The organism is Acidovorax sp. GW821-FHT10A04 (assembly GCF_059415825.1).
Map to the genome: position 1 here is coordinate 787,147 of NZ_JBWKNZ010000001.1, position 12,333 is coordinate 799,479.

Sequence of the window (12,333 nt, forward strand, 5' to 3'; positions counted from 1 at the left end):
TCTCTATATGACGATTCAAACGGTTGGCATCATCGGCGCGGGCACCATGGGCAACGGCATTGCGCAGGCCTGTGCGGTCTCGGGCATCGACGTGGTGATGGTGGACATCTCCGATGCTGCAGTGCAAAAGGGCCTGGCCACCGTGGCCGGCAGCCTGGACCGCCTGATCAAGAAGGACAAGATCACGGCCGCCGACAAGGATGCAGCGCTGGCGCGCATCAAGGTCTCCACGAGCTACGACGACCTCAAGGCCGCCCAACTGGTGATCGAGGCCGCCACCGAGAACTACGAACTCAAGCTCAAGATCCTGAAGCAGGTGGATGCGCTGGTGGCGCCCGAGGTGCTGATCGCGTCGAACACCTCCTCGATCTCCATCACCAAGCTGGCGGCCGCCACCTCGCGCGCCGACCGCTTCATCGGCATGCACTTCTTCAACCCCGTTCCCATGATGGCGCTGGTGGAGATCATCCGCGGCCTGCAGACCAGCGATGCCACGCACGACGCCGTGAAGGCCCTGGCCGAGGCCCTGGGCAAGAGCCCCATCACCGTGAAGAACGCGCCCGGCTTCGTGGTGAACCGCATCCTGGTGCCCATGATCAACGAGGCCTTCTTCGTGCTGGCCGAAGGCCTGGCAACGCCCGAGGACATCGACGCCGGCATGAAGCTCGGCTGCAACCAGCCCATCGGCCCGCTGGCGCTGGCCGACATGATCGGCCTGGACGTGTGCCTGGCCGTGATGGACGTCTACCTCACCGAGTTCGGCGACAGCAAGTACCGCCCCTGCCCGCTGCTCAAGGAAATGGTGGCCGCCGGCCGCCTGGGCCGCAAGACCGGCCAGGGTGTCTACACCTACTGACGACCCCAGGCGCGCTGTCCCCCCGGGGACGGCGCGCCCATCGCGTTGGGTTTTCAATCATGGGCAAGGAGACATTTGCGCCCATGACCAGCAGCATCACCCCCACCACGCCCCCGGCCGAAGGCTGTATCGACACCCAGGTGCTCGGCCACATCCTGCTGATCGGCATCAACCGCCCGGCCAAGCGCAACGGCTGGACGCCGCCCATGTTCCGCCAACTGGCCGAGGCCTATACCCGGCTGGACGATGACCCCGAGCTGCGTGTAGGCGTGCTGCACGCCTTTGGCGACCACTTCACGGCCGGCCTGGACCTGCCGGCGGTGAGCGCCTACATGCAGCGCGGCGAGAAGGCCATCCCCGAAGGCATGGTGGAGCCGCACGACTACGGCCTGCCCGGCTACCGGCGCCGCACCAAACCCATGGTGGTGGCGGTCAAGGGCATCTGCTTCACGGTGGGCATCGAGCTCATGCTGGGCGCCGACATCGTGGTCGCGGCCGACGACTGCCGCTTTGCGCAGATGGAGGTGCAGCGCGGCATCATGGCCACGGGCGGCGCCACGCTGCGCATGGCCGAGCGCGCCGGCACCGGCAATGCCCTGCTGCACCTGCTGACCGCCGACGAGTTCGGCGGCGCCGAGGCCTTGCGCCTGAACTTCGTACAGAAAGTGGTGCCCGCAGCGCAGGTGCTCGACGAGGCCCTGTCCATCGCCCGGCGCATCGAGGCCCAGGCCCCGATGGCCGTGGTGGCCACCCGGCTCAACGTGCTCAAGGCCATCGAGCAGGGCCAGGCGGCCGCGGTGGCCGAATTCATCCCCGTGCAGAAGCAACTGGCCAACAGCGAGGATGCGGCCGAGGGCGTGCGCGCCTTCGTGGAACGCCGCCCTGCCCGCTTCACCGGCCGCTGACGGCAAGCCTGGCAACGCTGGCCCGTCGTTGCCACCCCTTGCTTGCGCACGCACGCGCTCCATGCGTGAATAGCACCTTTGGCCAGAACGCGCAGCACGCACCCCTGAAAACAGACTCAGCAACAAAAGATTACACAATTCAATTGCGCGCAATTTAATTCCGGCACACAATTCATCCCATGGCACGCAGCAACCCTTCCACCCACACCCCCAGCCCAGCCTTGCTGCGCCTGGACAACCAGGTGTGCTTCGCGCTGTACTCCGCCTCGCTGGCCATGACCAAGCTGTACAAGCCGCTGCTCGAAACCGTGGGTCTGACCTACCCCCAGTACCTGGTGATGCTGGTGCTGTGGGAGCAGGACGGCGTGACCGTCTCCGAACTCGGTGAGCGCCTGTTCCTCGACTCGGGCACGCTCACCCCGCTGCTCAAGCGCCTGGAAACCTCGGGCCTGATTGCCCGCATCCGCGACGCCCAGGACGAACGCCGCGTGCGCATCAGCCTCACGGCCCCGGGCCGGGCGCTGCGCGACAAGGCCGAGGCGATTCCACCCTGCGTGCTCGAAAGCAGCCAGTGCACCCTGCCCGAGCTGACCGCCCTGACCGGGCAGCTCAAGACCTTCCGCGACCGGATACAACCACCGCGCTGACCCTTTTTTGCTCCGTTCCCACCCCGTCCGCATTCAGGACATTCATTCACCCACTGCAAAGGAAGACACCATGACGCAACTCGAAAAAGTCCTCTACACCGCCAAGGCCCACGTAACCGGTGGCCGTGATGGCGCCGCCAAGACCGACGACGGCCGGCTGGATGTCAAGCTGTCCTCGCCCGGCACCTCCGGCACCGGCACCAACCCCGAGCAGCTGTTCGCCTCGGGCTACGCAGCCTGCTTCATCGGCGCCATGAAGGCCGTCGGCGGCAAGATCGGCATCCCCGTGCCGCAGGACGTGTCCATCGACGCTGAAGTCGACCTGGGCCCCATCCCGAACGCCTATGGCATCGCCGCCCGCCTGAAGATCAGCCTGCCCGGCCTGGACACCGCCACGGCCCAGAAGCTGGTGGACGCCGCCCACCAGGTCTGCCCCTACTCCAACGCCACGCGCGGCAACATCGACGTGACCATCACGCTGGCGTAAGCCATGGGCCGGCTGCTGCTCCCCCGCATCGCGGTGGCCCTGGTGGCCATCGAGCATGCCTACATCCTGGTGCTGGAGATGTTCTTCTGGAACAAGCCCCTGGGCCTGAAGACTTTCAACCTGACCCAGGAGCTGGCCGATGCCACCACGGTGCTGGCAGCCAACCAGGGCCTGTACAACGGCTTCCTGGCGGCCGGCCTGTTCTGGGGCCTGTTCACCGGCAACCGCCTGTTCAAGATCTTCTTCCTGGTGTGCGTGATCGTGGCCGGCGTCTTCGGCGCCGCCACGGCCGTGCCCAAGATCTTCTACACGCAAGCCCTGCCCGCCATCATCGCGCTGGGACTGGTGCTGGCACTGGACAAGTCGCAGGCACGCAAGGCCTGAGCGCCACCCGAGGCATCCCCTGAACGGCCCGCCGGCCCACGCCGGCGGGCCGTTTCGCATGCTGCATTGCAGCGACGTGTCGCACAGGTTCCCGCAGCCGCTTGAGGACGCCAGCCGATTGGTTTAGCGTGCGACCATGAGCACTACCACCCTCCTCGTACGCCAGGACGCCCTGGCCCATACCGCCCTGCGCACCACCCAGGATGTTCCGCTGGCCGATGGCCAGGTGCGCGTGCGCGTCGAACGCTTTGCGCTCACGGCGAACAACATCACCTATGCTGCATTGGGCGGCATGCTCAACTACTGGCAGTTCTTTCCTTCGGATGAGACCGGCTGGGGCATCGTGCCCGTGTGGGGTTTCGGCTCGGTCGTGCAGTCGCTGCACCCCGGGGTGGCCGTGGGCGAGCGGCTCTACGGCTACTGGCCCATGTCCACCCACGCCGTGCTCACGCCCGCGCGGCTGACCGAGGCCGGCTTCTACGACGGCGCGGCCCACCGCGCCAGCCTGCATGCCGTGTACAACCAGTACGTGCGTACCGGCACCGACCCGTTCTACACCCCCGACACCGAGGACGTGCAGGCCCTGCTGCGCCCGCTGTTCGTCACCTCGTGGCTGATCGACGACTTCATGGACGACCAACAGTTCTTCGGGGCCCGGCGCCTGCTGCTGTCCAGTGCCTCGAGCAAGACGGCCTATGGCACGGCCTTCCAGCTCGCGCAGCGGGACGGCCTGGAGGTGATCGGCCTGACCTCGCCCGGCAACGTGGCCTTTTGCGAAAGCCTGGGCTGTTACGACCGGGTGGTAGCCTACGATGCGCTGGAGCAGATCGATGCCGCCACGCCCTGCATCTACATCGACTTTGCGGGCAGCGTGGCCGTGCGCGAGGCCATCCACCAGCGCTTTGCCGCCCTGGCCTACAGCTGCGCCGTGGGTGCCAGCCATGTCAACGACCTGGGCGGCGCCGGCCAGTTGCCCGGGCCGCGCCCGACCATGTTCTTCGCCCCCGCCCAGATCAAGAAGCGCCGCGACGATTGGGGCGCCCAGGTGCTCAACGAGCGGCTGGTCGCTGCCTGGCAGGCTTTTTCCACAGCCGTGCAGGCACCGCCTGCGCCCTGGCTGCAGGTGCAGCAGCACCAGGGCCCCGAGGCCGTGGAAACCCTGTTTGCAGCCGTGCTGGCGGGCGGGGGCGACCCGCGCACAGGGCATATGGCGGGCCTTTGACCGGCGCCGACACGGGGCGGGGGACAATGGGGCATGAACCGACTGCCCCCGACCGACACCTCCGCCGCCGCCAGCGCCTCCGACCAGCACCCCTATGCGCGCCTGACGCCGGACCAGGTGCTCGACGCACTGGCCAGCGTGGGCCTGTATGGAGACGGCCGGCTCATGGCCCTGTCGTCCTATGAAAACCGCGTCTACCAGGTTTCGCTCGAGGATGGCCAGCGCGTGGTGGCCAAGTTCTACCGCCCCGGCCGCTGGACCGAGGCGCAGATCCTCGAAGAGCACGCCTTTGCGGCTGCGCTGATGGCGGCCGAGGTGCCTGCCGTGGGCCCGATGGCGCTGAACGGCAGTTCGCTGCATGCCCATGAGGGTTTTGCCTTTTCCGTGAGCCCCTGGCGTGGCGGGCGCGGGCCCGAACTCGACGATTTCGACGTGCTCGAATGGATCGGCCGCTTTCTTGCGCGCATCCACACCGTGGGTGCGGCCCAGGCCTTCGTGCACCGGCCGGCGCTGGACCTGCAGGGTTTTGGCACGGCATCGCGCGAGTGGCTGCTGGGCCACGACATGATCCCGCTGGACATGCAGTCGGCCTGGCAGGAACAGTGCGAGAAGGCGCTTTCGCTGGTCGCCGCCAGCGGCCTCGCGGATGCCAGGTCCATCCGCCTGCATGGCGACTGCCACCCCGGCAACATTCTCTGGACACCGACCGACCTGCCCGGTGGCGGCCCGCACTTCGTGGACCTGGACGATGCGCGCATGGGCCCGGCCGTGCAGGACCTGTGGATGCTGCTGTCCGGCGACCGGCGCCAGCGCACGCAGCAGCTGGGCGCCCTGGTGGAAGGCTACGAGCAGTTCCGCAGCTTCGACCGGCGCGAGCTGGCCCTGGTCGAGCCCCTGCGCACGCTGCGACTCATCCACTACAGCGCCTGGCTGGCGCGCCGTTGGCAAGACCCGATCTTTCCGGTCAACTTCCCCTGGTTTGGCAGCAGCGACTACTGGCGCGGCCAGGTGGACATGCTGATCGAGCAGTGCGAGGCCATGGGCGAGGAGCCGCTCTACGCCTGACAAAGCCCTCTTCGCCCACGCGGTCGGGGCCGGGCACGGCCGCCCGCCTCCCGGCGGCCGAAAGCGCCATCGGCGCTTGGGGCACGGCCGGGCCTCGTATATGCTTTGCCATCTTCGCTATCGCACACTGGCCTGAACCATGAAAGACCTGTTCCGGAACCTTCTCTCGATCCGCCAGCAACGCCGGCCGGCCCCCGTGGGCAGCGTGCCCGCGGTGGGCGTCGCCATCATTCGCGGGGACATCAAGATGAATGTCACCGAACCCATTTCCCGTGACCTGTGGAGCTGGATGGTGCTGTCGGGCTGGCGCAACGTGCCGGTCAAGAACGACCGCCGCCAATACGTCGAGCTGCCCGACGGTTTGCTCAAGCAGCTGATCGATGCGGCGCCGACCGAGCGCGACGCCGTCCATGCGCGCATCATGGCCAAGGCGAAGGAAGAGTGACGACACCTCCGTTCGCCGGGGCGCTGCGCCTCGGTGCAGCCGCCCCGGGCGGCCGCACACGCAGGCGTCAGGCCAGCAAGGCGTTGACGCGCTTGACGTAGGCTGCCGGATCGGCCGGCAGGCCACCTTCGGCCAGCAAGGCCTGGTCGAACAGGATGTGCGCCAGGTCATGGAAGTGCACGCTGCCCTCGAGTTTCTTGACCAGGGCATGCTCGGCATTCACCTCCAGCACGGGCTTGGACTCGGGCGCCTGCTGGCCGGCCTGCTTGAGCATGCGCGCCAGCTGGGTGCTCATGCCGTCGTCCTGCACCACCAGGCAGGCCGGTGAGTCAACCAGGCGGGTGGTCACGCGCACGTCCTCGGCCTTGTCCTTCAGCGCCTCCTTGAGCTTGGCCAGCAGCGGCTTGAAGGCCTCGGCGGCCTCTTCGGCGGCCTTCTTCTCGGCCTCGTCCTGCAGCGAGCCCAGGTCCACGGCGCCCTTGGCCACGCTCTGCAGCGGGGTGCCGTCGAACTCGTTGAGGTAGTTCAGTGCCCATTCGTCCACGCGGTCGGTCATGAGCAGCACTTCGATGCCCTTCTTCTTGAAGACTTCGAGCTGCGGGCTGTTCTTGGCCGCGGCCTGGGTGTCGGCCGTGATGTAGTAGATGGCCTCCTGGCCTTCCTTCATGCGTGCCTTGTAGTCGGCAAAGCTGACCGTGGCCGTGTCGCTGGTGGTGCTGGCAAAGCGCAGCAGCTTGGCCAGGCGTTCGCGGTTGCCGAAATCCTCGCCCAGGCCTTCCTTGAGCACCGAGCCGAACTCGGCGTAGAAGGCCGTGTACTTGCCTTCCTTGGCCTTGTCGTCGGCATCGACCACGTCGGTCACACCCTCGTCACCAGCAACCGCTTCGTGCCGGTCGTGCTTGGCCAGGTCTTCCAGCATGGACAGCACGCGCTTGGTCGAGCCCTCGCGGATGGAGCGCACGTCGCGGCTTTCCTGCAGCAATTCGCGGCTCACGTTGAGCGGCAGGTCGGCCGAGTCGATCACCCCCTTGACGAAGCGCAGGTAGGTCGGCATCAGCGCCTCGGCGTCGTCCATGATGAAGACGCGCTTGACGTAGAGCTTCACGCCGGCCTTCTTGTCGCGGTTCCACAGGTCGAACGGAGCCTTGGCGGGGATGTACAGCAGCTGCGTGTACTCGGTGTTGCCTTCCACGCGGTTGTGCGCCCAGGTCAGCGGGGCCTCGTGGTCGTGGCTGATGGCCTTGTAGAACTCCTGGTACTGCTCTTCGCTGATGTCCTTCTTGGGCCGGGTCCACAGGGCGCTGGCCTTGTTGATGGTTTCCCACTCGCCGGTCTTGACCATGCCGCCGGGCTGGCGGCCGCCGTTCTCGTCCGCCGGGTTGATCAGCTCGCCGTCCTTCCACTCTTCCTTTTCCATCAGGATGGGCAGGCTGATGTGGTCGGAGTACTTGGCGATGACCGACTTGAGCTTCCAGGCGTTGAGGTACTCCTCGGCCTCTTCGCGCAGGTGCAGGATGATGCTGGTGCCGCGCGCGGCCCGGGTGATGGCCTCGACCTCGAAGTCGCCCGTGCCACCGCTGGTCCAGCGCACACCCTCTTCGGCCGGCACGCCGGCGCGGCGCGATTCCACGGTGATCTTGTCGGCCACGATGAAGCCGGAGTAAAAGCCCACGCCGAACTGGCCGATGAGCTGGGCGTCGGCCTTCTGGTCGCCCGAGAGCTTGCCCATGAAGTCCTTGGTGCCGCTCTTGGCGATGGTACCCAGGTGGTCGATGGCCTCCTTGGCCGTCATGCCGATGCCGTTGTCGGTGATGGTCAGGGTCTTGGCGGCCTGGTCGAAGCTCACGCGCACCTCGAGGTTGGGTGCGTCTTCGTACAGGGCGTTGTTGTTCAGGGCTTCGAAGCGCAGCTTGTCGCAGGCGTCCGAGGCATTGGAGATCAGCTCGCGCAGGAAGATTTCCTGGTTGGAGTACAGCGAGTGGGTGACCAGGTGCAGAAGCTGGGCCACTTCGGCCTGGAACGACAGGGTTTGTTTGTTGCTCATGGTGTCTTGGAGTTGCTTTGGTTCGGTCTGGGGAACGGCATCGGCACCCCAGGCCTGGGTGCAAAGGACGTTCGCGGGTGCTCAGCTCGGGGCGCTTGCGCCGATTTCAAGGTCCGCGGTCGGTGGGTGCCAGCCGCTGCGTGCCGGCACGCCGACGGCACACCCATGAGCTTACCGTGCATTGTTGACAATTGAGGGCCCGTTGGCGCTGGTAATACCCATTTGACCGCCATAAGATGCGCCCCGTGCAGCGGCGGGGTGCCGCTAGCCATGCTTTTTTTGGAACACCGCCCATGCCCACTTCTCTGCAAAAATGGTCTGCCGAATTCCTCGGGACGTTCTGGCTCACGTTCGGCGGCTGCGGCAGCGCCGTGCTGGCCGCTGCGTTTCCGCAACTGGGCATCGGCTTCCTGGGGGTCTCGCTGGCTTTCGGCCTCACGGTGCTCACGGGGGCCTACGCGCTGGGGCCCATCTCGGGCGGGCATTTCAACCCGGCGGTGTCGGTCGGCCTGGCCATCGGGGGGCGGTTCAAGGCCGCCGAGCTGCCTGGCTACATCGCGGCCCAGGTGCTGGGCGCCACCGTGGCGGCGGGCCTGCTCTACCTGATCGCCACCGGCAGGCCCGGGGCCGACATCGGCGGCTTTGCAACCAATGGCTACGGTGAGCACTCTCCCGGCGGCTACGGGCTGGTGGCCGCCGTGGTGACCGAAGTGGTGCTCACGGCGGTGTTCCTCATCGTGATCCTGGGCGCTACTTCGCGCCGGGCGGCCGAGGGCGTGGGCGGGCTGGCCATCGGCCTGTGCCTGACCCTGATCCACCTGGTCTCGATCCCGGTGACCAATACCTCGGTGAATCCGGCGCGCAGCACCGGCCCGGCCCTGTTCGGCCCGGCGCATGCGCTGTCGGAACTGTGGGTCTTCTGGGCGGCCCCGATGGCCGGCGCGCTGCTGGGCGCCGCCCTGTACCGGGTCCTGTTCGGCGAAGACTGAGGAAAAAAACTCAGCGGTCCAGCGTGATGCGCTGAATCAGCGCCTGCAGGATGATGTCGGCCTTGTCGTTGGCCACCTGGCAGGTGCCTGCGGCGGCATGGCCGCCACCGCCGAACTCCAGCATGAGGTTGCCCACGTGGGTCTGGCTGCTGCGGTCCAGGATGGACTTGCCGGTGGCCAGCACCGTGTTCTGCTTTTGCAGCCCCCACATCATGTGGATGGAGATGTTGGCCGTGGGGAACAGCGCGTAGATCATGAAGCGGTTGGTCGCCCAGATGGTCTCCTCGTCGCGCAGGTCCAGCACCACCAGGTTGCTGATCTTGATGGCGCAACGCAGCAGTTGCTCCTTGGCCTTGGGCGCATGCTCACGGTAGAGCGCCACGCGCTCCTGCACGTCGGGCAGCGCCAGGATCTCCTCGATGGTGTGGTCGCGGCAGTACTTGATGAGGTCCATCATCAGCGCATAGTTGCTGATGCGAAACTCGCGGAAACGGCCCAGGCCGGTGCGCGAATCCATGAGGTAGTTGAGCAGCACCCAGCCCTCGGGGTTCAGGATGTCCTCGCGCGAGTACTGGGCCGAGTCAGCCTGGTCCACCGCCGCCATCATTTCGTCGGTGATGCGCGGGAAGGCCGCCTTGCCGCCATAGTGGTTGTAGACCACGCGTGCCGCCGAAGGCGCATGCGCCTCGATGATGTGGTTGCTGTCGCGCCGCCCCGAATTGCGGATGGTTTCCGACTCGTGGTGGTCGAACACCAGGTGGGCGCCGGGCACGTAGGGCAGGTTGGTGGTGATATCCCGCTCGGTGATGGGTACCTTGCCGTCCTGCATGTCCTTGGGATGCACGAAAGTGATCTCGTCGATCAGGTCCAGCTCGTTGAGCAGCACGGCGCACACCAGGCCGTCAAAGTCGCTGCGGGTCACGAGGCGGTATTTTTTGTCGCTCACTGTGTTTCTCCTTGTTACATGCGGCGCGAATGGCACGATGGTAGCAATGCCCGCGCTCCCCTTGGCGTACCGGCACAAATAAAGGCGACAGCCGGCACCCCGGCTCAGCCTGCCGGTGCCAGCCAGCGCACCAATTGTCGCGCCACGCGGACATCCCCCAGCAATTGCAGGTGCCCGGCCCGATGCACCACGCACTGCTGCGCCCGCGCAAATTCCAGCCGCCTGGCAGGGTCATCATGCCAGCCCAGGGCACTGTGCAGCGGCACCAGGCCATCACCCACCAGCCGTTCGGCCACCGGGCTGCGCTGGGCAGCCAGGGTGGCCGCCACGGTACAGCACAGCACGCCAGCGGGCAATGGCAACGGGGTGCGCATGTCCGGGCTCTTGCGGAAACGGTCACGCCCCAGCCAGTCCGCATCCAGCACATGGCCGTGGCGCAGGTCGGTGATGCCGGCGCTGCGCAGCCCGGTCAGCCGGGCAAAGGGGCGCGAGTACGGGGTGCTGCCCAGCAACCGGTCCACCCAATGGCCCGCACGCTCCAGCGGTGCACCATGGTGCGGCGTGCCCAGGCACACCAGGTGCTGCAGCAAGCCACGCCAGGACAGCCCCGCCTGCTCGGCCTGCTGGCAGGCGCTGCGTGCCACCAGGCCCCCCATGCTGTGGCCCACGATGCTCAGCCGCGTGATCGCCACCGGCCAGGCGGCGACCAGCGCCTGCAGCTGCCGCGCGAGCTCGGCACCATTGGTGGAGGTGTGCTGCCCCGTGTTGTAGCGCAGGTACACAGGCGTGCAGCCCATGGCCTGCGCCAGGTGGACGCCATGGTCATGGCCCTCGTGCTCCCATTGCAGGTCGTTCATGCACAGGCCGTGCACCAGCACCAGCAGGTGGCCCGATGCCGTGCCTGCCGCCCGCAGCGCCGCCAGGTCCAGCGGCCGGCCCTGCTGGTAAAAGCCCATGGAGGTGGCCAGCGGGTTGCCGTCCTCTGCCAGGCGGTCGCCCATCACACCGTTGAGCGCAGCCAGCACGGCCAGGCGCTCGCGCGGCACGTCCTGCGCCTCGTCGGGCGTGGCGACGAAGGGTTCCAGCCGCAGCAAGGCGGCCTGCAGGCCGGCATCGACGAGGCGCGTGATGCCCCGCACACCGCCATAGACCATGCCGGTCAGACCGCGCGTGCGGCCCGGTGCGGCGGCGCCCGGCAGGCCCATGGTGCCCAGCACCGATTGGTGCACCCCTTCGGCCACGCGGCTGATGCTGGCCGTGGCCTGGGTGGCCAGGCGGGCTGCACCGCGCAGGTCGGAAGGCCGCAGCTGGCGCAGGGCACGCGCGGGGGAGGGTTTGGATGGCATGGCAGGCTCCGGTCAATGAAAGGTGGCGGGAGCCGCGCAGGACTCAGAACTGCTCGTGCGGCAAGAGATAGCGCCACTGGCCCACCGGCAGGTTGCCCAGCGTCACCCGGCCGATGCGGATGCGCTTGAGCCCCACCACCCTGAGACCCACCAGCTCGCACATGCGGCGGATCTGGCGCTTCTTGCCTTCGGTGAGCACGAAACGCAGCTGTTCGGGGTTCTGCCATTCGACCTTGGCGTGCTTGAGCGGCTGGCCGTCGAGCTCCAGGCCATGGCACAGGCGCGCCAGCTGCGCGGCCGGAAATGCGGCCTGCACTTCGGTGGCGACCTCGCCGTACTGCACGCGCACCAGGTATTCCTTGTCCACCGTGGAGTCCTCACCGATCAGCTGGCGCGCCACACGGCCGTCCTGCGTGAGCACCAGCAGGCCCACCGAGTCGATGTCCAGCCGGCCGGCCGGTGCCAGGCCGCGCAACTGCGGCGGCGAAAAGCGCATGCGACCCGGGTCGTCGCGCCAGTGGGTGCGGGGGTTGATCAGCGCCACGGCGGGCGTGTGGCCGTCCTCGGCCTGCCCGCTCACATAGCCCATGGGCTTGTGCAGCAGGATGGTGACCTGCTGCTCCTGCTGGCCCTGGGCACGTTTGTCCACCTCGATGCGGTCGGTGGGCAGCACCTGCAGGCCCATGGGCGCCACCTCGCCGTTGACCTTGACCCAGCCGTGGGCGATCCAGTCGTCGGCCTCGCGGCGCGAACACAGGCCGAGTTCGGCCATGCGCTTGTTCAGGCGCGCGGTGCCTGCGGCGGCCGCCGTGGTCTTGACCGGCACGGCCGGGCGCATGGGTGCGGCGGCAGAGGATGGCGGGGCGCCACGGGCAGGGGCCGGCCCGCGCGAAGCCGGCGGCGCGGGCTCGGCGCGCCACACGTTGCCGCGCGCCTGCGGCGCCGCGGCGGTGGGTCGGGATTGCGGGCGCGCATCGGGCCGTGCATTGCCGCGGGC

At 67.6% G+C, this 12,333-nt stretch carries 13 protein-coding genes; 9 read left to right on the top strand and 4 right to left on the bottom strand.

Annotated elements, in window-relative coordinates:
* The first annotated feature begins 7 nt into the window (after positions 1-7).
* The 8 genes from AC07PF_RS03585 to AC07PF_RS03620 all read left to right on the top strand — a co-directional run bounded on the left by AC07PF_RS03585 (position 8) and on the right by AC07PF_RS03620 (position 6,011).
* Positions 8-856: a 3-hydroxybutyryl-CoA dehydrogenase gene (locus AC07PF_RS03585; protein ID WP_007861053.1), complete on the top strand. Its 849-nt coding sequence runs from the start codon at positions 8-10 to the stop codon at positions 854-856.
* Positions 857-939: 83 nt separating this feature from the next.
* A complete protein-coding gene (locus AC07PF_RS03590; protein ID WP_494608417.1) occupies positions 940-1,761 on the top strand; it encodes a crotonase/enoyl-CoA hydratase family protein in 822 nt (273 codons plus the stop codon).
* 179 nt (positions 1,762-1,940) lie between these two features.
* Positions 1,941-2,408 carry a MarR family winged helix-turn-helix transcriptional regulator gene (locus AC07PF_RS03595; RefSeq protein WP_007861056.1) on the top strand — a complete coding sequence of 156 codons (468 nt, stop codon included), beginning with the start codon at positions 1,941-1,943 and terminating at the stop codon, positions 2,406-2,408.
* A 70-nt stretch (positions 2,409-2,478) separates the two neighbouring features.
* The gene (locus tag AC07PF_RS03600) at positions 2,479-2,895 is read left to right on the top strand and encodes an organic hydroperoxide resistance protein (protein WP_007861058.1); all 417 of its coding nucleotides are present in this window, start codon (positions 2,479-2,481) and stop codon (positions 2,893-2,895) included.
* Positions 2,896-2,898: 3 nt separating this feature from the next.
* Positions 2,899-3,279 carry a DUF1304 domain-containing protein gene (locus AC07PF_RS03605; protein ID WP_007861059.1) on the top strand — a complete coding sequence of 127 codons (381 nt, stop codon included), beginning with the start codon at positions 2,899-2,901 and terminating at the stop codon, positions 3,277-3,279.
* A 136-nt stretch (positions 3,280-3,415) separates the two neighbouring features.
* Positions 3,416-4,501, top strand: coding sequence for a DUF2855 family protein (locus AC07PF_RS03610; RefSeq protein WP_494610916.1), 1,086 nt, complete (start codon positions 3,416-3,418; stop codon positions 4,499-4,501).
* A 33-nt stretch (positions 4,502-4,534) separates the two neighbouring features.
* Positions 4,535-5,566: a serine/threonine protein kinase gene (locus AC07PF_RS03615; protein ID WP_494610917.1), complete on the top strand. Its 1,032-nt coding sequence runs from the start codon at positions 4,535-4,537 to the stop codon at positions 5,564-5,566.
* 139 nt (positions 5,567-5,705) lie between these two features.
* Positions 5,706-6,011, top strand: a complete 306-nt coding sequence (locus tag AC07PF_RS03620) for a hypothetical protein (RefSeq protein ID WP_007861069.1) — start codon at positions 5,706-5,708, stop codon at positions 6,009-6,011.
* Between the two features lie 67 nt (positions 6,012-6,078).
* On the opposite strand, the gene htpG is transcribed toward AC07PF_RS03620, so the two are convergent.
* Complete coding sequence (htpG, locus tag AC07PF_RS03625) at positions 6,079-8,055, bottom strand: molecular chaperone HtpG (RefSeq protein ID WP_494610918.1); 1,977 nt, start codon at positions 8,053-8,055, stop codon at positions 6,079-6,081.
* A gap of 293 nt (positions 8,056-8,348) precedes the next feature.
* On the opposite strand from htpG, the gene aqpZ reads away from it, so the two are divergent.
* Positions 8,349-9,044 (top strand): aquaporin Z, encoded by a 696-nt coding sequence (gene aqpZ / locus AC07PF_RS03630; protein ID WP_007854359.1) that lies wholly within the window; start codon positions 8,349-8,351, stop codon positions 9,042-9,044.
* A 10-nt stretch (positions 9,045-9,054) separates the two neighbouring features.
* Here the strand turns inward: aqpZ and AC07PF_RS03635 are convergent, their stop codons facing one another.
* The 3 genes from AC07PF_RS03635 to AC07PF_RS03645 all read right to left on the bottom strand — a co-directional run bounded on the left by AC07PF_RS03635 (position 9,055) and on the right by AC07PF_RS03645 (position 12,174).
* On the bottom strand, positions 9,055-9,990 hold the full coding sequence (locus tag AC07PF_RS03635; RefSeq protein ID WP_494608419.1) for an exopolyphosphatase: 936 nt from the start codon (positions 9,988-9,990) through the stop codon (positions 9,055-9,057).
* A gap of 104 nt (positions 9,991-10,094) precedes the next feature.
* Positions 10,095-11,336 (bottom strand): lipase family alpha/beta hydrolase, encoded by a 1,242-nt coding sequence (locus tag AC07PF_RS03640; protein WP_494610919.1) that lies wholly within the window; start codon positions 11,334-11,336, stop codon positions 10,095-10,097.
* A gap of 43 nt (positions 11,337-11,379) precedes the next feature.
* Positions 11,380-12,174, bottom strand: a complete 795-nt coding sequence (locus AC07PF_RS03645; protein ID WP_494610999.1) for a pseudouridine synthase — start codon at positions 12,172-12,174, stop codon at positions 11,380-11,382.
* Positions 12,175-12,333: the final 159 nt, after the last annotated feature.